Here is a 22,437-nt window from a genome sequence, read left to right on the forward strand (position 1 = left end):
TGCTCCGTCCCACCGCGCGGGAGAAGGGGCGCGGAGCGTGGGTGTCGCGTCCCCACGCTCCCCTGCCCTCCCATCATCGCCCGCTAAGGCGCCGCCGGTGTCCTGAACTCCGGGATGAGCTCGCCCGTGAGGCGGATGCTCTTCAGGACCTTGTCGTGCGCCAGCGCGCCCACCTGGTGGAAGGACATGAGCGCGTCGATGCCCAGCGCCTGGTAGCGCTTGAGCCCCGCGCGCACCTGGTCCTGCGTCCCGACGATGAGCGAGTCCTGCGCGCTCAGCACTTCCCAGACCTGCTCATCCGGCACGGTCTCACCGGACATGATGCGCCCCAGCAGGCGCTGCGCCTGGGACTGCGGCGCGTTCGGATCCTTCTTGCGCAGGTACTGGCCCGTGAGGCCTCCGCCCGCCGGGTCCTTCGCCAGCGCCTCCAGCTCCGCGGCCGTCTTCACGAAGGCGTCCTTCGCCTCGAAGAAGGTGAACGACCCGCTCGTGTACCAGGCGGCGGCCTTCGCGGCGCCGTTCTCCATGGCCTCGCGCTCGCTGTCCGCGCAGTGCACGAAGGTGAAGAAGGCGACCTGGTCGTTGACGAACTTCCCCACCGGCTCGCAGCGCGTGCGCAGGGCCTCGCGGTAGATGTGGATCATCTCCGCCACCTCCTCCGGAGACGCCCAGAGCGTCACGCCCAGCGCGCCCACGCCGTTGCGTCCCGCCTGCTCGAACGACGCGGGGCTGGAGCACGCCTGCCACAGCGGCGGGTGCGGCTTGCGGTACGGCTTGGGGATGACGGTGACGTCCTTGAGCTTCAGGTCCGGCCCGTCCCAGGACACCTTGTCCTGGGTCCACAGCTTCGGCACCAGCTCGAAGGCCTGCTGCATCTGCCCGCGCGTGGAGTCCGGCTCGATGTTGAAGGTGCGCCACTCCGGGATGGTGCTGCGCGCCAGTCCCAGCTGGAAGCGCCCGCCGCTCAGGTGGTCGATGAAGGCCGCGCGCTCCGCGATCCGGATGGGATGGTTGAAGCGCGTGGGCGCCAGCACCGACGAGTGTCCGACGTGCAGGTTCTTCGTGCTCCGCGCGATGGCGGTGAGCATGATCTCCGGCGCGGAGCTGTAGCTGAACTCCACCGCGGTGTGGTGCTCCACCTGCCACCAGACGCCGTACCCCATCTCATCCGCCAGCCGCGCCTGCTCCAGCGTCTCCTGGATGATCTGGTGCTCGTGGTCCGGACCGCTCCAGCGCTCCTTCGGATGCTGCATCTCCGAAAAGATATCGAGCCGCATGATGTCCCCCTGAAATCAGTTTAAGCTGATTTTACCCCAAACGTTGGATGGAACACCATGCGCACGAACACCACGGGAACACGGCTGCCGCGTGTCATTCCCCTGGCCCTGGCCTTGTCTGGCTGCGGCATTGAGACAGGCGATGAAACACCTGGAAGCCAACGCCAGGCGCTCACGACGTTGACGGCGTCCGAGGACGCCTACGTCCATGAGAGCAACGCGGGCTCCAACTACGGCGCCGCCACGTCGCTGTACGTGAAGACGGACGCGGGCACCAGCCGCTGGGCCTACCTGAAGTTCTCGCTGGCGGGCATCTCCGGCGTCAGCAGCGCGCGGCTGCGCGTGTACGGCAGCGCGTCCTCCAACACGACGCTCCAGGCCTTCCAGACGGCGGACGGCTGGGCGGAGTCCTCGCTCACCTGGATGAACAAGCCCGCCGTGGGGCCCCTGGCGGGCAGCGTGGCGTTGAGCACCACCGCGCAGGCCTACGACCTGGACGTCACGGCCTACGTGAACGCGCAGGCCGCGGGTGACGGCACGGTGTCGTTCGTGCTTCAGGAGACCGTGGGCAAGTACACCACGCTGGTCAGCAGCGAGGGCGGCGCGAACGCTCCGCGCCTGGAGCTCACGACGAGCGGCGGCGGCACCGGCGACACGCAGCCTCCGTCGGTGCCCGCGCAGCTCACGGCCACCGCCGTCTCCAGCAGCCAGGTCAACCTGGCCTGGAGCGCGTCCACGGACACCGTGGGCGTCACCGGCTATGCGCTCTCCCGGAATGGCACGTTCCTGAAGAACGTCACCGGCACCTCCACCAGCGACACCGGGCTCGCCGCCTCCACGACCTACAGCTACACGGTGAAGGCGCTGGACGCCGCGGGCAACGCCTCCGCCAGCAGCGCCGCCGCCACCGCGACGACCCCGTCCGGCGGCGGCACGTCGTGCGCGAACGCCCTGAGCTCCACCGCCAGCATCCAGGCGGCCCTGAAGGGCGCCGCGCCCGGCGCCGTCATCCTCCTGGCGCCCGGCACCTATACGGGCAACCGTCAGAACAGCGGCGACCCCGGCGGCCAGGGCCTCTTCTATTCAGGCCAGAGCGGCAGGTCCGACAGCCCCATCGTCCTGAAGAGCTGCGACCCCGCGAACCCGGCCACGCTCCAGGGCACCTCCGTGAAGGACGGCTCCTACGGCCTCCACCTCACCGGTGACCACTGGCAGGTGCGCGACCTGCGCGTCATCACCGCGCAGAAGGGCATCGTCGTCGACAACGGCAACCACAACCTGCTGTCCCGCGTGGAGGTCCACACGATTGGCGACGAGGCGGTCCACTTCCGGGACGGCAGTTCCTACAACACGCTCGAGGCGTCGCGCATCCACGACACGGGACGGTATCAGCCGCAGTACGGCGAGGGCGCCTACGTCGGCTCCGACGAGAGCAGCCCGTACGAGCACGTCGTCCTGGGCAACGTCATCCGCACCACCGTGTTCGCGGGCGGCATCACGGCGGAGCACATCGACATCAAGGAGGGCGCGGACGGCACGCTCGTGGAGGGCTGCACCTTCCAGGGCGCGGGCATCTCCGGTCAGAACAGCGCCGACAGCTTCGTGGACGTGAAGGGCGTCAACACGGTGGTGCGAAACAACCGCGGCGACCGCCAGGGCAATCCCCTGGTGCTGGATGCCTTCCAGGTCCGCACGCACGGCAGCAGCTACGCGACGGGACAGAACAACGCCTTCTCCGGCAACGTCGTGGACCTGAACGACTCGCCGGGCTACGTCGTGTACGCCACCAGCCAGACCACGGGGACCACCGCGCAGGGCGACGTGCGCACCGGCGGCGGCAACCTCTACAGCAGCAACGTGAACGACTGACGCGGAACTCCCGCGCCGTCCGGAACGAGCGTCGCTCCGGACGGCGTGGGTCAGGCGGCTACTCCACCCAGTGGACCTTGCCCAGGCCCGCGGGGATGAGGTCGCAGACGTAGAAGATGTCGTCGTACGGGTAGCTGTCGTAGACGCCGCGCGCGGGGATGCAGCGCGCCTGGTTGGGATACGGCGCGTTGAACTCCGCGGCCAGCTGCTGGCAGTAGGCGTTGTCGCCCTCGCCGCCGCACTCCTCGGTGCACTGGTCCGCGCGGATCCAATACGGGTTGTAGAGCGGGTACGAGTCCGCCTCCGTCCAGCACAGGCCCGTGGAGCACTGGCTGTCCGCGGAACAGCCCTGGCCCACGGCGTTGAGCCCCTGCTCCTGCTGCGTGGGGGCGGGGGTCTGCTGCTCGGGGGCCGCGCCGTTGCCACAGGCGAGCAGCGCGAACGAGAAGAGGGTCACGGGGACGGCGAAGAGGTTCCGCATCGGGGGAAGTCCTTTTCCGGGAGAAGGGGGAGTCCGGAGAGAACCACTTCAGGCCCGCCGAGCCAAGTGACGTTCTCGCGGTGCGCTACGCTGGTATTTCTTCACGCAAAGGACTCCGCCCATGTGCCGCAGCATCAAGACGCTGTTCAACTTCGAGCCCCCCGCGTCCGACGCGGAGGTGCGGGCGGCGGCCCTGCAGTTCGTGCGGAAGCTCAGCGGCACCAGCGCCCCCTCGAAGGCGAACGAGGAGGCCTTCCAGCGCGCCGTCGAGGACGTCACCGAGGCCGCGCGCCGGCTGGTGGACTCGCTGGTGACCACCGCCCCGCCGCGCAACCGCGACATGGAGGCCATGAAGGCGAAGCTGCGGTCCGCGAAGCGCTTCGCCCCGCGCTGAAGCGGGACCGCCCCGGCTCAGGGGATGTTGATGCGCGAGTGCAGGGCCCGCCCGTCATACGCGGCGGCGCCGCAGCGCGCGTGGGCCCAGTCGCCATTCACCGCGGAGCAGATGCGGAAGGCCTGGATGTTGGAGTACGGCACGTTGAGGCCCGCCGTGTCGCAGCGCCCCTGGTAGGTCCAGGACAGACTCTTGTTCACGGCGCCCACGCCGATGCACGGGCCAATCCACGCGCCCGTGTCCCGCCGCTGCACGTCGATGGAGTACTGCGCCGTTGTCTCCTCCTCGCTCCACTCCAGGTCCACGAAGGGCGTGACGCCGCCGGGCAGCTCCAGCGACACGTCGTCGGAGATGCCGTCATAGGCCTTCTCCACGAAGGGTCCCCAGACGTTGTTGTTGGAATAGAAGATGCGGAACGCGGCGATCTCCCCCTTCGTCACCACGCGGTCGCCCGCGCTGCGGCACACGCCGTCGAACACCGTCTTGTTCGCCTGCCCCAGCAGCACCACGGACGTGCACGGCCCCACCACCGAGCCATTCTTCAGCACGACGTCCAGCGAGTAGCTGTACCCGGCGAGCCGGTTCCAGCGCACGCTCACCTGGTTGAGCGACGTCATCGTCCCGTCCGCCTTGAACGCCACGCGCTGCTTGTACGTGCTGCGGGACGTGAGGTTGCCCGCGCTGTCGAAGGCGCCCTGGTGGAAGATGTTGAAGTACTCGCCCCGCCGCTCGACGATGACGTTGTGGCCGTGGGACTGCACCAGCCGGCCCGCCGAGTTCTTCAGCGGCAATGACAGCCGCCGCACCGCCCGCGCCCGCGTGAGCTGGGGAACCGTGTCCGCCATCACGTAGTACATGGCGTACTGGCTGTTGTACCAGCCGCCGCTGAAGACCATGTAGTAGCGCCCGTCGCGCTTGAAGAGCTCCGGCGCCTCGTTGATGCCCTCCTCATAAGAAGGCGTCGCGAACACCGCCGGGCCCGCGTGGTTGTAGACGGTGCCGGGCGCGGCCAGCTTGAACGAGGAGATGTTGTTGCCGTTCTGGAACCAGACGTAGAAGAGCCAGCGGTCCACGCCGTCGTTGAACGTCGCCGAGTCGATGCGGATGTTCCGGTTGCACCCCTGCGGCAGGCACGCCGTGCCGATGGTGGTGCGCGGCCAGGTGGTGTTGGCGTTGATGGGCTGGGGCGCGCCGAAGGCCAGGTTCAGGTCCGGCGCCGTGGCGACGAAGGTCGTCACCTCCTGGCCGGCGGGAGGACACGCCGCGCCGTTGGGCACCCGGTGGCCGGAGAAGTGGAGCTGGTAGACGCTGCCCGTCTTGCTCAGGTCCGGCGCCCAGAGAAAGCAGTAGTCGTAGGTCGCGTCCGCCGCGGACGGGTTGTAGTCCCGCTTGAAGCGGAACGCCGTGAGGTCGTTCGACTCGTACAGCGGCAGCACCACCCCGTTGCCGGTGCCGGTGAGGAAGAACAGGTCGTCGTTCTCCTTGTAGACGTCCGGATCCGCCAGCCACTGCATCAGCAGCGTGCGCGCGTTGTCCTGCGCATGGGCGGTCCCGGCGAGGGCCGTGGACAGGAGGGACAGCAGCAGGACGGCACGGAGCGGCTTCATGGCACTTCTCCCTGGAAGTCTTGAAATCCAAGCTTCCAGGGAAGGCCCGGTGAGCGCAAGGTCGATGGGTTTTGACCGTCCGGCGGCGATCCGCTATATCCCAATTCGATAATGAATATCAATATCACTTGATATCACATATCCCTCTGGACGGACCTCTTCGTGAGCACCTCTCCCCGGCGCTTCTCTCCCCTCGTCACGGCCCTCATCGGGGTCGCGGTCTTCGGCGTGGTGTTCTTCGGCCTGCGCGCCTTGCGCACTCCCACCCTGGAGGGCGCGGCGCCGGCGGCGGCTCCCGCGCCGGGGGCGGGCCGGACCATCGCGCACGCGCAGGGCAGCACCGTCGTGGCCCCGAACCCGAAGCAGGTGCTGGTGTTCGACCTCGCGGCGCTGGACACGCTGGACGCGCTGGGGGTGGAGGTGCAGGGCGTGGCGGGTGAGTACTTCCCCGGCCCGCTGGCGAAGTACGCGGACGTGAAGAAGTACCCGCGCTTCGGGACGCTCTTCGAGCCCGACTACGAGGCCGTCCACGCCGCGCGGCCCGACCTCATCATCACCGGCGGCCGGACCAGCGCCCGGTACGCGAAGCTCGCCGCCATGGCGCCCACCATCGACCAGACGACGGACGACGCGCACTTCCTGGACACCGTGGTGGGCAACACCGAGCGGCTGGCGACCGTCTTCGGCAAGGAGGACCAGGCGCGCGCCCTGATTGGAGGGCTGCGCCAGTCCATCGAGACGCTGAAGGGCACCACCACCACCCGGGGCAGGGGGCTCATCATCCTGACGTCCGGCGGGCGGATGAGCGCCTACGGCCCGGGCTCGCGCTTCGGCGTGCTGCACGAGTCCTTCGGCATCCCGCCCGCGGCCCCGTCGCTCAAGGCGTCGCTGCACGGGGAGGCCGTCGGCTCGGAGTTCATCCTGGAGACCAACCCGGACTGGCTGTTCGTCATCGACCGGGACGCGGCCATTGGCGAGGGCGGCGGCGCGCAGCGGCTCTTGGACAACGAACTGGTGCGCCAGACGACGGCCTGGAAGCAGGGCCAGGTCGTGTACCTGGACCCCGCCAACACCTACCTCATCGGCGGCGGCATCCAGTCCATGCGGCGCCTGCTGGAGCAGATCTCCGATGCCTACGCGAAGCCCCGACAGCCCCCTGCTCCCTGAGCCGGCCTTTGCCCGCCGTGAGCCCGTGGCCTCCCCGCTGCCCGCGCCACGGCCCGCGAGCGACGTGAAGGGCGGCCCGCTGCCCCTGCTCGCCCTGGCCGGCCTGGGGGTGCTGGGGCTCGCGGGCGTCAGCCTGTTGATTGGCGTGAGCCACGTGTCGTGGGACGCGCTCCTGGCGCCCGCGGAGAACCAGCGCGCCGTGCAGGTGCTGGTCATCAGCCGCGTGCCGCGCACGCTGGCCCTGGTGCTGGCGGGCATGTCCCTGGGCGTGGCGGGCCTCATCATGCAGATGCTCGCGCGCAACCGCTTCGTGGAGCCCTTCACCGCGGGCACGGCGGAGTCCGCGAGCCTGGGGCTGCTGGTCGTCACCCTGCTCGCCCCCGGCATCCCCATCCTCGCGAGGACCGCCGTCGCCGCGGGCTTCTCCATGGCGGGCACGGCGCTGTTCCTGCTCATCCTCCGGCGGATTCCGCTGCGCTCGGCGCTCGTGGTGCCCGTCGTGGGGCTGGTGCTGGGCGCCATCTTCGACGCGGCGACGACGTTCTTCGCCTACCGCTTCTCCCTGCTGCAATCGCTGATGGCCTGGACCACGGGTGACTTCTCCAGCGTGCTGCGCGGCCGGTATGAGCTGCTCTGGGGCGCCTTCGTCCTGACGGTCCTCGCCTACGTCGTCGCGGACCGCTTCACCGTCGCCGGCATGGGCGAGGCCTTCACCACCAACCTGGGCTTGAGCCACCCGCGCATCGTGGCGCTGGGGCTGGCCATCGTCGCCATGGTCACCGCGGTGGTGGTGGCCACCGTGGGGATGATTCCCTTCATCGGGCTCGTGGTGCCCAACGTGGTCAGCCTCATCGTGGGCGACAACGCGCGCCGCTCCATCCCGTGGGTGGCCGTGCTGGGCGCGGGCTTCGTGCTCCTGTGCGACCTCGTCGGGCGGGTGGTGCGCCAGCCCTATGAGATTCCCGTGGGTACGGTGGCGGGCGTGGTGGGCAGCCTCGTCTTCCTCCACCTGCTCTTCCGGAGGGACGGCCGTGTCGGCTAGCGCCTTGCGCCTGGAGGGCCACGAGCGGCGGCTGCTCCTCTTGGGGGGCCTGGCCGCCTTCTGCGTCCTGGTGTTCATGACCGTGGACGCGGGGGGCCGGTGGGACTTCGTGCTGCCGTTCCGCGCGCGCAAGGTCGCCACCGTGCTGCTGGTGGGCTACGCCATCGCCGTCTCCACGGTGCTGTTCCAGACCGTGACGGAGAACCGCGTGCTGACGCCCGCCATCATGGGCTTCGACACGCTCTACGTGCTGCTCCAGACGTGCCTGCTCTTCTTCCTGGGCTCGCGCACGGTGGCGGCCCTGGACATCCGGCTGCTGTTCGCGGTGGAGGTCACCGTCATGGTGCTCTTCTCCGCCGTGCTGCACCGCTGGCTGTTCGAGGGAGGCGGGCGGAGCATCCACCTGCTGCTGCTCACGGGCGTGGTGCTGGGTGTGCTGTTCCGCAGCCTGTCCACCTTCCTCCAGCGCGTCATCGCGCCGGGCGAGTTCGCCTTCCTGGAGGACCGCTTCTTCGCCAGCTTCAACAACCCGGACCCGGACCTGCTCGTGGTCTCCGCGCTGATGACCGCGGGCGCGTCCGTCCTGGGCCTGCGCCTGCTGCACGCCTGCGACGTGCTGGGCCTGGGCCGCGACGTGGCCATCAACCTGGGCGTGGACCACCGCCGCACGGTGTCGCTGCTGCTGGCGGTGGTGGCGGTGCTGGTGTCGGTGTCCACGGCGCTGGTGGGGCCGGTGACCTTCTTCGGCCTGCTGGTGGCGAACCTGGCGCACGGCCTGGTGCGCTCGCACCGGCACGTCCACGTGCTGCCCGCCGCCGTGTTCCTCGCGGTGATTGGCCTCCTGGGAGGTCAGCTCGTGCTGGAGCGCCTCTTCTCCTTTGGCGCCAACCTGCGCGTCATCATCGAGTTCCTGGGCGGCCTCATGTTCATCACCCTGCTCATGCGAGGCGCGCTGCGATGATTGAAGCCCGGAACGTCTCCCGCCGCTACGGCGACACCCTGGTGGTGGACGACGTCACGCTGAAGCTCCCGGAAAGCGGCGTGACGTCCATCATCGGGCCCAACGGCGCGGGCAAGTCCACCCTGCTGTCCATGGTGAGCCGCCTGCTGCCGCTCTCCTCCGGCACGGTGCTGGTGGACGGCATGGACGTGGCCCACACGCCCGGCGACGCGCTGGCGCGCAGGCTCGCCATCCTGCGGCAGGACAACGCGGTCACCTCGCGGCTCACCGTGCGCGACCTGGTGACGTTCGGCCGCTACCCGCACTCCAAGGGCCGCCCGACGGTGGAGGACCGCGCCTTCGTGGAGGGCGCCCTCCACCACCTGGGCCTGGAGCCCATCGCCCACCGCTTCCTGGATGAGCTGTCCGGCGGCCAGCGCCAGCGCGCCTTCGTGGCCATGGTGCTCTGCCAGGACACGCACTACGTCCTGCTGGACGAGCCCCTCAACAGCCTGGACATGAAGCACGCCGTGTCCATGATGAAGGAGCTGCGGCGCGCGGCGGACACGCTGGGCAAGTGCGTGGTGCTGGTGCTGCACGACCTCAACTACGCCTCCTGCTACTCCGACCACGTCATCGCCATGCGCGGCGGGAAGGTGGCCTTCCAGGGGACGCCGGAGGAGCTCATGCGCCCGGACGTGCTGCGCGACATCTATGACATGGACATCGACATCCATGTGCTCGAGGGCAAGCGCATCGCGGTCCACTACCGCTGACCCATGGGGCCGTGACACACGTGTCGCGGTTGGAGTTGACGGCGGGTGCGTCCCGCGAGTGTCTCCCTCTGTGAAGTCGTGGCATCGGGATTGCTCAGTCCGCGGCCACCATGCCCCACCACCGTGAAACCGCTCCCCACTCCCGCCTGCGTCACTGGGCCTCCCGTCTGGCCCTCCTCGTCGCCAGTGTCAGCGTCGTCGCGACGTCACAGGCCATCTCCGACGACGTGTTCTCGGAGCCCTACACGGGCAAGCCGGTGTCCCTCACGACCGAGGCGCCCAAGGCCTCGATTCCGCTCGTCATGGTCGCCACGGCCTCGAAGTCACCGGACAAACTCGTCGAGGCGGAGATGAAGGCGCTGGTGACGGCCCGGTGGACGCCCGCGGACCCCAGCCAGACGGTGAGCCCCGTGTTCCGCGCCGTCCTGCGCGAAGGCGGGAATGACTTCTCCGGGCCGGAAGGCTCCAGCCCCCTGGTGGCGGGAGACTCGGTGACGATGGAGATCCACACGTACCTCTCCCGCGACTGCACGATGGGGACGAGCTGTCAGTGGACCACGAACCTGGACCTCGAGCTGCAGCCCAACGGCGCCGCCGGGACGGTGGAGGTCGTGTGGACGGCGACGGGCTCCGCGCACGTGGTGGACACCTCCAGCACGCCCAAGGGCTTCACCGTCATCGTCTCGGAGCCGTGAGCCCCTGGCGTCCCGGCTGTCTGGGGTTGCTCCCCGGTCACGGAGAGTGGAAGCCTGGAGCCTCCTCATTGCCTGAAGGGCAGACAGCCGATGCGCGAGAAGAACCTGGAGTACATGTTGGATTGGATTGCCGTGCAGGAGCTGGTGGCCGAGTACGGGCAGGCCATCGACCACGGCAAGGACACGGGCGACTGGACCCGCTGGGAGCGGGTCTTCGCCCCCGAGGTGACGTCGGACTACTCCCGCTTCATGGGGGTGCCGCCCTCCACCGCGCCGCGCGCCGTGCTGGCGCAGTTCGGCAACAAGGCGCTGGAGTGCTTCACCCGTGTGCAGCACTCCACGGCGAACACGGTGCGCACGGAGTTCTCCAGCCCCACGCACGCCACGGTGCACGCCTACGCGGAGGTCTCCCACTTCTTCACCATGGACGGCTTCCCCCAGGAGTGGACCCTGGTGGGGCGCTATACCCATGAGGTGGTGAAGACCGCCGCGGAGGGCTGGCGCATCCAGAAGGTCACGTTGGATCCCATCCACCACCGGGGCAACCTGCTGGGCCTGGAGTACGCCCGGGGCAAGCGGCTCGGCACGCCGTGAGTCCGCGGCGCGCGCACCCGCACGTTGTGGGCCAGGTCCTTGCCCAGGACAAGCCCTTCGACTTCGCGCCTGCCCAGGCGAAGTGACGCTTCAGCGCGAGTCGCGGCGCTTCTGCTGCCGGGCGAACTCCGCCCGCAGCGCCCCGCCGATGCGCTTGCCCGTCACCTTGGTGGACTTGCGGATCTTCTCGTAGTCCTTCGTCTGCTGGATGTAGCCACCCCGGTGCTTCTTCGAGGTGGTGTCCTTCGGCGGCTGGAACATCGGCAGGACTCCTGGCCGGGTGGGCTCACGGGTGTCTCCTGAAGATGCATCACGTCCCGGAGGGTTGCCATCCCTCCAGGACGGAGCACGGCCGGGCAGGCAGGCGCGTCAGACCTGGATGCCCACCACCAGGCTGGCTGCGTAGCCGTCCGTGGTGTTGCCCGTCACGGTCGCCAGCTGGGTGGACGCGCCGTCGCGGAACACGTTGTCGCTGGAGAGGGAGACCTGCCCGAGGTTGCGGACGCTCTGCGAATAGCCGGACGTCGCGTAGACCGCGTCGCAGACGTCCTCCGGCAGGGCCAGCTGGGACGTGGCCACCTTGTTGCGGGAGGAGGCGGTCGCCTCCAGCGAGGGATAGATTTCGAAGTGGATGTGCGGCCAGCGTCCGCTGTAGCAGGCGGGGAAGATGCTGGTGAAGGTCACCTTGCCCTCTTCATCCGTCACCTGCACCCCGCGCAGGTAGTTCTCGCTGGTGACGCCCGACGAGTACATGGAGTACCGCCCCACCTGGTCGCAGTGCCACAGGTAGATGGCGTAGCCGCGCAGCGGCGTGCAGCTGTCGTCGCTGGCGACCAGCGTGAGGGTGACGGTGAGCGGGATGCCCTCCGCGACGCCGCTCGCGCCCGCGATGCTGGAGCGGATGTCGCCGCGGACGATGCCCGACAGCACCAGGGCATTGGCCCCGTTGGAGCCGTCACCGGGATAGGGGCCGGCCGTCTCCTCCGGAATCCTCGCGCAGCCGGACGTGTCACCGCCGCCGCTGCTGGAGTCCGGGCCCCCGCAGCCGATGATGGGAATGAGGCTGGTGAAGGCCATCCAGCGCAGCAGCTCCCGCCGGTCCGTGCGCTTCGCCAGGACCCGCAGGTCCTGCTGGAGTCCGTGGTGGTGATTGCGTTCGTCGTCGCTCATGCGCATGCCCCCTTTGGAGTGAGCACGACGGTAGGGCAAAGGTCTTAAGCGAGTCCTAAGGCCCCGGGGCTGACGCGTTTTTGCAATCCAGGGGCGGTCTCCTGGCGTATGTGTCCGCCCATCCAGCAAGGGAGCAGGCACCCATGACGAAGCGCGCGAATGGCCCTTTCGACGTCAAGCTCACCCCCATGGCCCCGGAGGCGGGAGCGGTGGAGGCAGCCCCGGGAAGGATGGCGCTCGACAAGCGCTATCACGGCGCGCTGGAGGCCACGAGCCAGGGACAGATGCTCGCGGTGCGGACGGCCGTGGAGGGGTCCGCGGGGTACGTCGCGATGGAGCGCGTCAGCGGGACGCTGGACGGCCATAGCGGCACCTTCGCGCTCCAGCACTTCGGGGTGATGACGCGCGGCGCGCCCCACCTCGTCATCTCCGTGGTGCCGGACTCCGGAACCGGCGAGCTGACAGGGCTCGCCGGCTCCATGACCATCGACATCGCCCCGGGCGGGAAGCACTCCTACGACTTCCAGTACACCCTGCCCGACAGGCCGTGACGCAGGGAGCGAGGCTCGCAAGTCATGCGCCGCCCTTCACCCGGAGCCATGACAGGGCTTGAAGGGCCGCGAACCACGCCCCCGCCGCGAGCGCATGGCGCAGGTGGTTCATCCGCGCCCACCGCATCGCGGTCTCCACGGCCGCCGGGGAGTCCGCGGACTGCATCAGCCGGACCATCGTGGGGATGAAGTACGCGAAGGTCAGGAGCCGGTCCGCGAGCGCCACCAGCGCGGCCCCCAGCCACCAGGCGCGCAGCGGCCCCGTGGCCCGCGTGGCGAAATAGAGGCTCGCCAGGGTGAGCAGCGTCAGCGGTCCCGTATTCACGAGCCCCCAGAAGCGCCGCCCCACGTCATCCTGCCGCGCCGCCTCCGCGGACCAGTGCGCGCCCGTGGCGTCGAGCCAGCGGGGAAGCGAGACGCGGTGCTCATAGAGCCCCGCGCCGAACGCGATGCCCAGGTTGAGCACGAAGAGCCACAACAGGATTTCCGCCGCGGAGGGCTTCAGGTTCATCATGGGGACAGCATGCGTTCCCAAGCGCGTGAGCGTCTTTCGTGCCCTTGTGCTGTTTTTCTCGTTCCTGCGGTGTTTCCCCATGACTCCCCGGCACGCCCTCCTCGCCCAGATTGGCGCCGACATCGTCCGCTTCCAGGATGCCTCCGCGGAGTTCGACGCGGCCGTGGGAGCGGTGCTCGCGCTCGGCCGCGCGGAGCTGACGTGCCTGACGCAGCTGCACTTCGGAGGCCCCGCGCCCCTGAGCGCGGTCGCGCGAGGCGCCGACGTGGCGCGGCTGGAGCTCGCCGGCTACGTCCAGCGGGAAGGCGCCGGGAATGGCAGACGGCTCGCGCTCACCGGGCATGCGCGGGAATGGATTGAAACCCTCTGGGGCCCCCTCCAGACGGATGGCCTCCAGCTGATGTCGCCCCTGCCGGACGCGGAGCTGAAGGTCATCGCCCGCTTCCTGGGCGAGGCGCGGGCGGTGCAGGACCGCCACGCCGCCCGCATGGCGAAGCTGCTCCAGGAGCCAGGAGGCCCCCGGGCCGCGCGGCGGCGAGGTGGCCTCTCCGCCGCCGCGCTCCATCGCGTGCGGCTCTTCATCGAAGCGCACCTCGCGCGGAGGATCCGCGTGGGGGAGCTGGCCCAGCGCTCGGGCCTGAGCGTGTTCTACTTCACCCGCGCCTTCCGCCAGTCCATGGGCATGACGCCGCATGCCTACGTGCAACAGCGAAGGGTGGAGCGGGCGCGCGGCCTGTTGAGCCACACGACCCGCTCCCTCGGAGACATCGCGCTGGAGGTCGGCTTCAGCTCACAGAGTCACTTCACCACGGTGTTCCGCCGGGTGACGGGCCTCACGCCCGCCGTCGTGCGGCGCGCGGGACGCTGACGCCCATCCTGCCCGCAAGTCTTTGCAACAGCGGCTGAATCAAGTGGCGCTTCTGTAAATCCTGACATGCATCCCCTGTCATGAAGCACCGCACCCCAGGCTTTCGACATGACCTGGGTTGACAGGGATTACAACGTCCGGCCAACTTCGCTCCGGGTGAACACAAACGGGAGGGAGGGCCCGTGCCGTTTCGCTCCAAATCCATTGCACTCGTGTGCCTGGGAGGCGCCTGCCTCGCGGTGTTCTTCATGCTCGGGAACCGCGCCCCGGAGCCCCCGGCCCGGGCGCCGTCACCGGTGCGCGCCGCGCCCGTCACGGCCCGGCCCGAGCCGGCGAGCGCCCCGGAAGCCAGCGCGTCCGTCACGCCCGCGCCACCGCCAGACGCGCCTGTGACAGCGGCGCAGGCCGAGGCGGAGGCCGCGCTGCGCCGCAGGCTGGAGGCCGCCCAGCAGGTCGTGGCCGTTCCCCCCGCGGGTCAGGCGCCCCCGGCGATGGGGACGCAACCCCTGCCACCCCAGGTCGAGGCCCAGCGGCAGGTGGCGCTCCAGGACTGGAAGCACGCCGCGCAGCAGTTGATGGACACCTGCGCGGCACGCCCGAAGGAGTCCCGTCAGCCGGTGGCGCTGGAGGTGGGCTTCGCCCCGAGGCCCAGGGGCACGGGGGCCTCCACCTGGACGTTCACGCCGGACTGGATCTCCGTCCCGCCGCCGGAGCTCCAGCGGCTGTGGAAGGACACGGACCCCGAAAAGCTCCAGGCCTGCCTGGACCGCGCACGGAACCTGCCCCTGGAGGTGCCTGTCCCTGGCGGCACCCCTGCCCATGACGCCCCGCTCTTCGCGGAGAGCGTGCTCGTCCAGCTCTGACGGGCGCGAGTTCAGCAAGCCGTACGAAAGGAGAGGAATGAAGTGATGCGGATTCCAAGCCGAAGGCTCTCGTTGTGTCTTGCCGCGCTCGTGGCGGTGGTGTCGGGGCTGGCCGTCGCGGACGTGGTCATCCTCAACCCCGCGGAGATGAAGGGCCAGGTCTCGTTCGGAAGCGAGACGCTCACCCAGTTCAAGGTGCGCGCCTACTCCCAGGACGGCTTCCAGGCGGAGAAGCTGTTCACGGCGAATCCGTACTCGCTGACCGTGGAGAGCGGCCACGCCTATCGGCCCACCGTCCAGGCCTTCTTCAGCAACGCGACCGCGGCGGAGACCTACCTGGAGGTGACCCAGAACAACGCCGTCATGGTGGACAACCAGAGCGGCCCGACCACGGTGAACTTCAACCATGCCAACGCGAGCCGCGTGAACTTCTCGCTCAACGTGGTCGGAGGAACCGTCTCCTACTACTACGTCTACGCGTCCGCGGGCACTCCCACGGAGAGCACCTACGCCAGGACCTACAAGAGCTTCAGCACCCCGCAGCCCGCGTCCGCGTCCAGCTGGGTGTCCGCGCTCCCCGACGACGCGGTGACGGTGTACGGCAATGTCTATCTGACCACCCCGGGCGGAACCCAGGTGCAGCGCTCCCTCACCCAACAGACGGTCAACCTGCTCCAGGGCCCCGCGAGCGTGAGCTGGCAGATTGACCTCACCAACACGGGGCAGCTCTCCGGACAGGTGGGCATCAGCCCCGGGACCGCGGTCACCTACCACTACGTCTACTTCCAGGGCGTGAGCAGCACGCCCACCAGCGGCATCAGCGGCAGCAAGTACATCACCGCCAACTCGCCCTACTCCATCGACCTGCCACCGGGCACGTACGACGTCTTCCTGCGCACGTACTTCCAGCAGGGAACCCAGTACACCGTCACGAAGTCCTCTCGCGTCACCATTGCCGCGGGCGCCACGAGCACCCTGGACTTCATCGAGACCCAGGGCGCCGGGCAGGTCCCGTTGACCGTGAGCGGCTTCTACTCCAACGCGGACATCAGCTCCTTCCAGCTGGGGGTCATGCGGAAGGACCCCAGCCCGGGGCTCACGAACTACGGCTATGACTACCGCCTGCAGAACGGGCGGTTCGAGCCCCTGCTCTCACCGGGCACCTGGCAGCGCTCCAACCTCTACCTGAGCCTCTACAATGCCTCCAACCCGGCGGTCCCGCTCAATGCCTCGGTCCAGCGCACCTACTACGCCGACAGCAGCGTTCCGGTGGTCGCGGTCGCTCCGGGCGCGACGGTGAGCCTGGGCGCGGAGAACGTGACGCTCGTCAAGACCACGGCCTACTTCGACGTGCAGGAGTCCTCGCCGGAGGCCGCGGAAATCCCTCTCAGCAGCCCCTACGCCCGGCTGAGCCGGTTCGCGTTCAACAGCGACAATTCCTACAAGTCCTACCACTACGCCTACGGCGCGGGTTCCAACGAGAGCCGGGCCCTGTCCGCCCTCACCCTGGTCGCCGAGCCGGGCACGTACAGCATGCAGGCGTTCGCCACCGTCAACGGCAGCGTCACGCAGTTCTCCAACCAGAACATCACCTTCGCGGCCCCGGCCCAGACGCCGGAAGGGGTGGACGTGACCGTCACGCCCGTGGAGACCGAAGAGCTCAAGGTGAACGTGACGTTCCCGCTGGTGACCGACCCGGGCGTCACCACGGTGGTCGAAACGCCGCTCGCGCCCGAGCCGCCCAAGGGCATCCAGCTGTTCTGCGCGGACGGCGCGAGCGCGGAGGGCATCGAGTGCAGCCCGCTCTACTACGACATCGAGACCACCGCGGAGTTCGAGAGCGCGACGGTGTGCGTGCGCAGGAAGTTCAAGGGCGCGAACGGGCTGGCGTTCTTCCTGCGCCTCTTCCACTTCAACAAGAACACCCCGCCCACCGGCGCGTGGGAGGAGTTGCCCGCGCCCCCGGACATGGAGCCGGCCATCGACTGTGCGGACAACCTGGCCGCCTGTGGCTGCACGAGCCTGGAGGACTGCGGCATCGACTACAGCTCGGATCCGCCGGTGAGCGTCATCCAGGTCTGCGGCGTGACGACCGGCTTCTCCCCCTTCGCGGTGGGCGCGGTGAAGGAGGAGTTCACGAACACGGTGAACGGCGTGGAATACACCGGGCCCACCGGGCCGCCGTCGCTCCAGACCTGGACCGTGCCCGAGACGGGCACGTACAAGCTCACCGCCATCGGCGCGAGCGGTGCGAGCGCCACGCAGGCCCAGGCGCAGCAGATCCAGCCCGGCTGCGGGGCGGAACTCCGCGGCACCTTCGACCTCCAGCAGGGTGACACGCTGCAGATCCTGGTGGGCCAAAAGGGAACCGCGGCCACGTACAGCGGTGGCGGCGGTGGCGGAACCTTCGTGCTCCGCAATGGCTCGCCGCTGCTCATCGCGGGCGGCGGCGGCGGCGTCCGCGCGGGCGCGACGGTGCCGGGGCGCCATGGCAGCACGGGCGCGGATGGTGTGGCGGGCTCTGTGAGCGCCAACTACACCTCCGGGTTCGTCGCGGGCGGAACGGGAGGCCTGGGGGGCTCGCGGTCGGCGTCCTACGGCGCGGGCGGCGGTGGCTGGACCGGCAACGGCGCGGTGGACGGCGCCTACGGCGAGGGCGGCACCGCGCTGCGTGACGGTGGCAAGGGCGGCACCGCGAAGACCTGCGGCGGTCTGGCGCACGGTGGGTACGGCGGTGGCGGCGCGGGCAACGGCTGCTACGGCGGTGGCGGCGGCGGTGGCTACTCCGGCGGTGGCGGAGGCCGCGTCGGCGGTGGCGGCGGCTCGCTGAACACCAGCCTGAAGCCCGAGTCCCTTGAAGGCACGTGCACGCCGAACGGCCACGGACGCGTCACCGTCTCCATCGTGACCGGGTAGTGCCCCCAGGGCGGCCGTCCCCGCGAACCCCGGGGATGGCCGCCCTGTCTTTTGAAGAGGCGTGGGTGCGGTGACACCTCCGGGAAGCACCGGTGTTCCATCCCGCGGCCGGCGGCGCCGGTCCTTCCCTCACAGGAGATGGAACATGGCTGTCCTGCACCGCGGACTGCGGGTTGGTATGGCATTGCTCGCGAGCGTCATGACTCCCGCCTGCGGGCCGGAGACACCGCTCGGCCCCGGGCTGGAGGTGGGCGAGCTGGGGCTGGAGGTGGATCACGCGCCCCTGCCGCCCCTGAACCGCGAGGCGCTGCGGCAGGCCATCGCGGGGCTGCCGAACGCGGAGGTGTCCGGTGCCCTGGTCCGGGTGAGCGGCGCGGACGGCCGCTGGCTGGGGACCTCCGGGGTGGCCGACCTCCGCACCGGCGCCCCGGTGTCCGCGGACGCGCACTTCCGCATTGGCAGCATGACGAAGACGTTCACGGCGACCGTCGTGCTGCAGCTCGCCGCCGAGGGCCGCGTGGACCTGGACCGGCCCGTCCAGGACTACCTGCCGCGCCTGCTGCCCACGGGCGTCTACGCGCCCATCACCGTGCGCCAGCTGCTCAACCACACCCACGGCCTGCCCGGCGTGCCGGTGCCGCAGAAGGACCCGGAGTGGTTCTTCGAGAACCGGTTCCGGCGCTTCAGCCCCCGCGAGCTCGTCTCGCTGGCCCTCCCGCCGGGCCCGCGCTTCGCCCCGGGCACGAAGCAGGAGTACGGCAACATCGGCTACATCGTCGCGGGCCTGCTCATCGAACAGGTGACGGGGCGCCCCTACGGGGACGCGGTGCGCGAGCGCATCCTCCGGCCGCTGCACCTGCGGGACACCTTCGTGCCCGGCCACGCCGTGACGATTCCCGGGCGGCATGCGCATGGCTATGAGGAGGTCTCACCCGAGGACGGCCAGTGCCCGGCGGGCGCCATCCCCTACGGCACGCGGTGCCTGGTGGACGTCACCGAGGCCAGCCAGTCCGTCCCCTGGGCCGCCGGAGACATGATCTCCACCGCCGAGGACCTGGACCGCTTCCTCGTCGCGCTCTTCCAGGGCCGGCTCCTGCCGCGCAAGCAGCTGGAGGAGCTGTTCACCGTCCCGGACCTGCCCGGCGCCAGCTACAGCGCGGGCCTCAGCCGCTATGAAATCAACGGCGTCGTCTTCTGGGGCAAGAGCGGCGACCGGCACGGCTACAACAACGGGATGGGCGCCACGCGCGACCTGCGCCGGCGCCTCGTCTACTCGGTCAACACGCTCCACATGGGAGGGGACCAGCCGGCCATCGCCGCGCGCATCATCGCGGCGGCCCTGCAGGGGCCCTCCCAGCCTTGAGAGGGCCCTGAAGGCGCCTACTTCTTCGCGGCGGGCTTCGCCTGCTCCGCCTGCTTCTTCAGGGCGAGCAGCGTCCCGCGGGCCCGCTGCGTGGACTTGCGGCGCAGGCCGGGGTCGTACTCGATGGCCTTGCCCAGGTCCTTCAGCCCTTCCGGCACCTTGCCGCGCCGCAGGAGGATTTCTCCGCGGCCCACCAGGGCGTCCACGTTGGAGCTGTTGAAGCGCAGGGCCTGGTCATACGCCTCGAAGGCGTCGTCCACCCGGTCCACCGTCATGTACGCGGCGCCCAGCTGCGCGCGGAACACCGTGTCGTGCGGCGCGGCGGCCACCAGGCCCTCGAAAATCTGGAGCGCGACCTTCGTGCGGCCCGCCTGGAGCATCTGGTGGCCCGTGGCGGCGTACTTGTAGAGCCGCTCGTTCGACAGCCCGAGGAACTGCCCCAGCGTGACCTCTCCCCGGATGAGCTCCTCCGTCAGCGGCGGCGCGTCCTTCGGCCCGTCCTTGGGAGACTCGGTCTTGCTGCTTGTGGCCTTGCTGCTTGCGGCCTTGCTGCTCACGGGCACCTCACGCCGGGGGGCCTCTTGCAAGCGCCCCCCGAACACAGCGGGTTACTGTCAGACGAACAGGTTCCGCTTGACGATATCATTCAAGCGGCCGACGTCGTCGAGCGCGCCGAACATGCTCTTCACGCTGTCGAAGGCCTTCTGGATGCCCTCGCGGTGCTCGTCCTTGTTGTACTTGCCCAGGTCGTCATTGCCCGTGAACGGGTTGAAGCCCAGCGCCTGGGTGTTGCCCAGCGCGTTGAAGGTCTTGGTGACGGCCTCGGTGGCCTTGCTCAGCGCGTTGTCGCGGGTCGCGTCGAAGGTCGCCTTGGTGAACGTGGCGGAGCTCGTCTTGCCGTCCGAGCTGGAGATGGCCTTCTCGCTCAGCGTCATGAAGTCGCCGGTCTTGAACTTGTCCACCGTGCCGTCGTTGCCCGTCACCTCGCGGCCGCCGTAGGACCAGGAGGCCGTGGAGTCGCCCATGTTCAGGCGGTCGCTGAAGTTCTTGGTGGTGAAGTCCGCGGAGGTCTCCCAGCCGTCCTTCGTGATGGGGCCGACCTTGCCCTTGCCCTTGTCCACGTCCGTGACCTGCACGTGGTCGTCACCGCAGGTGATGTCGAGCTTGCCCGTCACCGTCATGCCGTTGCCGTACGGGACGCAGCCCACGTGGATCTGCGTGCCGTCCCCCAGCACGAAGGTCGTGTCGCGCTTGAAGTCGAACTTGCCGCCGTCGCTCTCGTCGACGTGCGGGTCGCCCCAGATGCGGGTGCTCTTGCCGTCCGGGCCGGAGATCTTCCACTCCTGCGTGCCCAGCTGCTCGATCTTGTAGCCGCCCGGCGTGGTGATGACGCCGTTGCTGTCCACCTTGAGCTTGTCCGCGGGGCGCATCAGCGCCTCCCACTTCGGCGCCTCCGAGGGGAAGGCCCCGTTCGTCGCGGTCTGCTGCGCGTCCGCCGAGGGCTGCTGGCTGGTCACGAACGCGCTGCCATCCCCGCCGGTCTTCGTGGGGGCCGGCTGCGCGGCGGCCTGCTTGAGCTGCGCGTCGATGAGCGACAGCGCCTCGTTGGCGGTCGCCTGGATGAGCTTGAGGTTCTTCGCCAGCTCCGCCTCGCTCAGGCCGGGAGCGTTGGTGGTCGGGAGGGCGCGCGCGCTGCCGCCGGTGGAGGTGATGCCAGCCATGTTTTCCCCTCGGTGATGGCCGCGCCCCTGGGAGACGCGGGTGTCTGAAACGGGATTATCCAGCGGCGCCGATCAGAAGTTGTGCCTACATGGCGAATTCCAGCAGGACGGGAAGCGCGGCGCCAGTCCCCCCCGCGGACTGGCGCCAAGCCCTTGGAACTACTGGTTATCCAGGGCAGTGCGCAGGCCGGTGATGAAGGCGTACTTGATGGCGGTGGCGCTCTGCTTGTCCTTCACCATCTCCTTGGCCTTCTTCATCCAGGCGTCGATCTCCACCTGGCTGGGGGCCCGGCCGTTGGGTCCCAGGACCTCGCGGAAGGCATCCTTCAGCAGGCGGGTCAGCGTGGCGTCGTCCGTCTTGTCCATGCCGTCACGGGCATCGCGCATCATGGACGGCAGCGTGTTCTTCACGCCGACGGCGTTCATCTTCTGGTCGTCCACCAGCTTCTTGGCCTCCTTCTCCCAGTGGGCCAGCTCGTGGGGCTTGGGCTCCCAGCCGAAGGTGGCCTTGAAGGCCTCCTTCGCCAGCCGCTTCAGGGTGGCGGCGTCCGTCTTGTCCAGGCCGTCGCGCACCTCGCGCATCATGGCGGGCAGCGTGTTCTTCACGCCGACGGCGTTCATCTTGTTCTCGTCCACCAGCTTCTTGGCTTCCTTCTCCCAGCGGACCAGCTGGTCCCCTTCGGGGGGCTCGCCGAAGATGGTCGTGTAGGCTTCCGTCGCCAGCTTCTTCAAGGTGGCGGCGTCCGTCTTGTCCAGGCCGTCACGCACGTCGCGCATCATGGAGGGCAGCGTGGTCTTCACGCCGGTGGCGCTCAGCTTGTGGTCGTCCACCAGCTTCTTGGCCTCCTTCTCCCAGCGGGCCAGCTCCGTGTCGTCGGGCCAGCGGTCGAAGACGGACCTGAAGGTGTCCTTCGCCAGCTTGCTCAGCGCGGCGGGGTCGGTCTTGTCCAGGCCGTCGCGCACCTCGCGCATCATGGAGGGCAGGTTGTACTTGATGGAGATGGCGTCCATCCCCTTGTCCGCCAGCTTCTGGGCCTCCGCTGCCCAACGGGTGAGCTCATCCTTACCGGGGGCCCGGTTGAAGATGGTCTGGAAGGTCTGACTCGCCAGGTTGCTCAGCTCGGCCGCGCTGGGCTTCACGTGGGTGCCGGCCTGGATTTCGCGGAGCTTCGCGATGACGGCGTACTTGATCTCCGTCGCGTTCTTGCCCTTCCCGGCGAGCTCGTTCGCGAGGGCGAGCATCTCCCTGCGCTCGGTGGTGGTGGGAAGGCGGCCGATCTGATTGTAGGCCTCCGACACCTTTTCGTCGATGGCCCTCGCGCTGGGTCGGCTGTCAGGCAGCAGCGGGCCCGTGGGCACGGGGGCCGACTGTGCCGTGACGTAGCTGGTGCGGGCCACGTCCGTCGTCGGCGCCGTCGTGGGGGTCGCCGCCACCGCCTGCGTGGCGGTCAGCTGCTGCAAGCCCTGTAGGAATTGGAGTTCCGCTGCCTGTCCAGACTTCGCGGTCGTCTGGGGCTGGGAATTGGAAGGAACAGCATTGAGCGCGCGCTCGGTAATCTTCACGGAATCTCCTTGGGACAGCGGGAGTCCTCCCCCGTCTTCGATTATCCAAGGATACCCTGGAAAGTT

Annotated in this window: 22 protein-coding genes; 13 read left to right on the forward strand and 9 right to left on the reverse strand. The window is 69.2% G+C overall.

Going from position 1 to position 22,437, the window contains the following annotated elements; translation table 11 throughout:
• Positions 1-83: 83 nt before the first annotated feature.
• On the reverse strand, positions 84-1,277 hold the full coding sequence (locus NR792_RS20950) for an LLM class flavin-dependent oxidoreductase (RefSeq protein WP_375754441.1): 1,194 nt from the start codon (positions 1,275-1,277) through the stop codon (positions 84-86).
• A gap of 57 nt (positions 1,278-1,334) precedes the next feature.
• Here NR792_RS20950 and NR792_RS20955 point away from each other — a divergent pair, with 57 nt between their 5' ends.
• Positions 1,335-3,146, forward strand: coding sequence for a DNRLRE domain-containing protein (locus NR792_RS20955; RefSeq protein ID WP_375754442.1), 1,812 nt, complete (start codon positions 1,335-1,337; stop codon positions 3,144-3,146).
• A gap of 58 nt (positions 3,147-3,204) precedes the next feature.
• Here NR792_RS20955 and NR792_RS20960 read toward each other — a convergent pair whose 3' ends face one another.
• The gene (locus tag NR792_RS20960; RefSeq protein ID WP_375754443.1) at positions 3,205-3,627 is read right to left on the reverse strand and encodes a hypothetical protein; all 423 of its coding nucleotides are present in this window, start codon (positions 3,625-3,627) and stop codon (positions 3,205-3,207) included.
• A gap of 121 nt (positions 3,628-3,748) precedes the next feature.
• Between NR792_RS20960 and NR792_RS20965 the strand changes: the two genes are divergently transcribed.
• The gene (locus tag NR792_RS20965) at positions 3,749-4,021 is read left to right on the forward strand and encodes a DUF2277 domain-containing protein (RefSeq protein WP_375754444.1); all 273 of its coding nucleotides are present in this window, start codon (positions 3,749-3,751) and stop codon (positions 4,019-4,021) included.
• Positions 4,022-4,038: 17 nt separating this feature from the next.
• Here NR792_RS20965 and NR792_RS20970 read toward each other — a convergent pair whose 3' ends face one another.
• Positions 4,039-5,628, reverse strand: a complete 1,590-nt coding sequence (locus NR792_RS20970; RefSeq protein ID WP_375754445.1) for a family 43 glycosylhydrolase — start codon at positions 5,626-5,628, stop codon at positions 4,039-4,041.
• A 162-nt stretch (positions 5,629-5,790) separates the two neighbouring features.
• On the opposite strand from NR792_RS20970, the gene NR792_RS20975 reads away from it, so the two are divergent.
• The 6 genes from NR792_RS20975 to NR792_RS21000 all read left to right on the forward strand — a co-directional run bounded on the left by NR792_RS20975 (position 5,791) and on the right by NR792_RS21000 (position 10,842).
• Positions 5,791-6,795, forward strand: a complete 1,005-nt coding sequence (locus NR792_RS20975) for a siderophore ABC transporter substrate-binding protein (RefSeq protein WP_375754446.1) — start codon at positions 5,791-5,793, stop codon at positions 6,793-6,795.
• The gene (locus tag NR792_RS20980; RefSeq protein ID WP_375754447.1) at positions 6,758-7,837 is read left to right on the forward strand and encodes an ABC transporter permease; all 1,080 of its coding nucleotides are present in this window, start codon (positions 6,758-6,760) and stop codon (positions 7,835-7,837) included. Before NR792_RS20975 ends, NR792_RS20980 begins: the two co-directional genes overlap by 38 nt.
• Positions 7,827-8,798, forward strand: a complete 972-nt coding sequence (locus NR792_RS20985; protein WP_375754448.1) for an iron chelate uptake ABC transporter family permease subunit — start codon at positions 7,827-7,829, stop codon at positions 8,796-8,798. The genes NR792_RS20980 and NR792_RS20985 overlap by 11 nt, the downstream gene beginning before the upstream one ends.
• Entirely contained in the window at positions 8,795-9,553 is a 759-nt protein-coding gene (locus tag NR792_RS20990) for an ABC transporter ATP-binding protein (RefSeq protein WP_375754449.1), read from the forward strand. Before NR792_RS20985 ends, NR792_RS20990 begins: the two co-directional genes overlap by 4 nt.
• A gap of 110 nt (positions 9,554-9,663) precedes the next feature.
• Positions 9,664-10,248, forward strand: coding sequence for a hypothetical protein (locus NR792_RS20995; protein ID WP_375754450.1), 585 nt, complete (start codon positions 9,664-9,666; stop codon positions 10,246-10,248).
• Between the two features lie 90 nt (positions 10,249-10,338).
• Positions 10,339-10,842: a nuclear transport factor 2 family protein gene (locus NR792_RS21000; RefSeq protein WP_375754451.1), complete on the forward strand. Its 504-nt coding sequence runs from the start codon at positions 10,339-10,341 to the stop codon at positions 10,840-10,842.
• Positions 10,843-10,932: 90 nt separating this feature from the next.
• Here NR792_RS21000 and NR792_RS21005 read toward each other — a convergent pair whose 3' ends face one another.
• Positions 10,933-11,103 (reverse strand): hypothetical protein, encoded by a 171-nt coding sequence (locus NR792_RS21005; RefSeq protein ID WP_158616851.1) that lies wholly within the window; start codon positions 11,101-11,103, stop codon positions 10,933-10,935.
• Between the two features lie 108 nt (positions 11,104-11,211).
• Complete coding sequence (locus tag NR792_RS21010) at positions 11,212-12,012, reverse strand: intradiol ring-cleavage dioxygenase (protein ID WP_375754452.1); 801 nt, start codon at positions 12,010-12,012, stop codon at positions 11,212-11,214.
• 143 nt (positions 12,013-12,155) lie between these two features.
• Between NR792_RS21010 and NR792_RS21015 the strand changes: the two genes are divergently transcribed.
• The gene (locus tag NR792_RS21015) at positions 12,156-12,563 is read left to right on the forward strand and encodes a DUF3224 domain-containing protein (RefSeq protein ID WP_375754453.1); all 408 of its coding nucleotides are present in this window, start codon (positions 12,156-12,158) and stop codon (positions 12,561-12,563) included.
• Between the two features lie 22 nt (positions 12,564-12,585).
• Here the strand turns inward: NR792_RS21015 and NR792_RS21020 are convergent, their stop codons facing one another.
• Positions 12,586-13,077 (reverse strand): DUF1772 domain-containing protein, encoded by a 492-nt coding sequence (locus NR792_RS21020; RefSeq protein WP_375754454.1) that lies wholly within the window; start codon positions 13,075-13,077, stop codon positions 12,586-12,588.
• A gap of 79 nt (positions 13,078-13,156) precedes the next feature.
• Here NR792_RS21020 and NR792_RS21025 point away from each other — a divergent pair, with 79 nt between their 5' ends.
• The 4 genes from NR792_RS21025 (at position 13,157) to NR792_RS21040 (ending at position 19,087) form a co-directional block, all read left to right on the forward strand.
• Positions 13,157-13,945, forward strand: coding sequence for a helix-turn-helix domain-containing protein (locus NR792_RS21025; RefSeq protein WP_375754455.1), 789 nt, complete (start codon positions 13,157-13,159; stop codon positions 13,943-13,945).
• A gap of 182 nt (positions 13,946-14,127) precedes the next feature.
• Entirely contained in the window at positions 14,128-14,808 is a 681-nt protein-coding gene (locus NR792_RS21030; RefSeq protein ID WP_375754456.1) for a hypothetical protein, read from the forward strand.
• A 45-nt stretch (positions 14,809-14,853) separates the two neighbouring features.
• Positions 14,854-17,724: an endo-1,C4-beta-glucanase gene (locus NR792_RS21035; protein WP_375754457.1), complete on the forward strand. Its 2,871-nt coding sequence runs from the start codon at positions 14,854-14,856 to the stop codon at positions 17,722-17,724.
• A 199-nt stretch (positions 17,725-17,923) separates the two neighbouring features.
• Positions 17,924-19,087 (forward strand): serine hydrolase domain-containing protein, encoded by a 1,164-nt coding sequence (locus NR792_RS21040; RefSeq protein WP_375754458.1) that lies wholly within the window; start codon positions 17,924-17,926, stop codon positions 19,085-19,087.
• Between the two features lie 17 nt (positions 19,088-19,104).
• On the opposite strand, the gene NR792_RS21045 is transcribed toward NR792_RS21040, so the two are convergent.
• From NR792_RS21045 to NR792_RS21055, 3 genes are all read right to left on the reverse strand, one after another.
• Positions 19,105-19,644, reverse strand: coding sequence for a tetratricopeptide repeat protein (locus NR792_RS21045; protein ID WP_375754459.1), 540 nt, complete (start codon positions 19,642-19,644; stop codon positions 19,105-19,107).
• A 57-nt stretch (positions 19,645-19,701) separates the two neighbouring features.
• A complete protein-coding gene (locus NR792_RS21050) occupies positions 19,702-20,808 on the reverse strand; it encodes a DUF1521 domain-containing protein (protein WP_375754460.1) in 1,107 nt (368 codons plus the stop codon).
• A gap of 159 nt (positions 20,809-20,967) precedes the next feature.
• Complete coding sequence (locus NR792_RS21055; RefSeq protein ID WP_375754461.1) at positions 20,968-22,269, reverse strand: hypothetical protein; 1,302 nt, start codon at positions 22,267-22,269, stop codon at positions 20,968-20,970.
• Between the last annotated feature and the right edge of the window lie 168 nt (positions 22,270-22,437).

Origin of the sequence: Corallococcus exercitus (genome assembly GCF_042231735.1) — a bacterium.
GTDB lineage: Bacteria > Myxococcota > Myxococcia > Myxococcales > Myxococcaceae > Corallococcus > Corallococcus exercitus_B.

Coding starts and splice junctions, on each gene's coding strand:
- NR792_RS21015 (WP_375754453.1), top strand. CDS start 12,156: ATGACGAAGCGCGCGAATGGCCCTTTCGACGTCAAGCTCACCCCCATG.
- NR792_RS20970 (WP_375754445.1), bottom strand. CDS start 5,628: ATGAAGCCGCTCCGTGCCGTCCTGCTGCTGTCCCTCCTGTCCACGGCC.
- NR792_RS21050 (WP_375754460.1), bottom strand. CDS start 20,808: ATGGCTGGCATCACCTCCACCGGCGGCAGCGCGCGCGCCCTCCCGACC.
- NR792_RS21005 (WP_158616851.1), bottom strand. CDS start 11,103: ATGTTCCAGCCGCCGAAGGACACCACCTCGAAGAAGCACCGGGGTGGC.
- NR792_RS21000 (WP_375754451.1), top strand. CDS start 10,339: ATGCGCGAGAAGAACCTGGAGTACATGTTGGATTGGATTGCCGTGCAG.
- NR792_RS20960 (WP_375754443.1), bottom strand. CDS start 3,627: ATGCGGAACCTCTTCGCCGTCCCCGTGACCCTCTTCTCGTTCGCGCTG.
- NR792_RS20980 (WP_375754447.1), top strand. CDS start 6,758: ATGCCTACGCGAAGCCCCGACAGCCCCCTGCTCCCTGAGCCGGCCTTT.
- NR792_RS21040 (WP_375754458.1), top strand. CDS start 17,924: ATGACTCCCGCCTGCGGGCCGGAGACACCGCTCGGCCCCGGGCTGGAG.
- NR792_RS21010 (WP_375754452.1), bottom strand. CDS start 12,012: ATGAGCGACGACGAACGCAATCACCACCACGGACTCCAGCAGGACCTG.
- NR792_RS21020 (WP_375754454.1), bottom strand. CDS start 13,077: ATGATGAACCTGAAGCCCTCCGCGGCGGAAATCCTGTTGTGGCTCTTC.
- NR792_RS20950 (WP_375754441.1), bottom strand. CDS start 1,277: ATGCGGCTCGATATCTTTTCGGAGATGCAGCATCCGAAGGAGCGCTGG.
- NR792_RS21035 (WP_375754457.1), top strand. CDS start 14,854: ATGCGGATTCCAAGCCGAAGGCTCTCGTTGTGTCTTGCCGCGCTCGTG.
- NR792_RS20955 (WP_375754442.1), top strand. CDS start 1,335: ATGCGCACGAACACCACGGGAACACGGCTGCCGCGTGTCATTCCCCTG.
- NR792_RS21025 (WP_375754455.1), top strand. CDS start 13,157: ATGACTCCCCGGCACGCCCTCCTCGCCCAGATTGGCGCCGACATCGTC.
- NR792_RS20990 (WP_375754449.1), top strand. CDS start 8,795: ATGATTGAAGCCCGGAACGTCTCCCGCCGCTACGGCGACACCCTGGTG.
- NR792_RS20995 (WP_375754450.1), top strand. CDS start 9,664: ATGCCCCACCACCGTGAAACCGCTCCCCACTCCCGCCTGCGTCACTGG.
- NR792_RS20965 (WP_375754444.1), top strand. CDS start 3,749: ATGTGCCGCAGCATCAAGACGCTGTTCAACTTCGAGCCCCCCGCGTCC.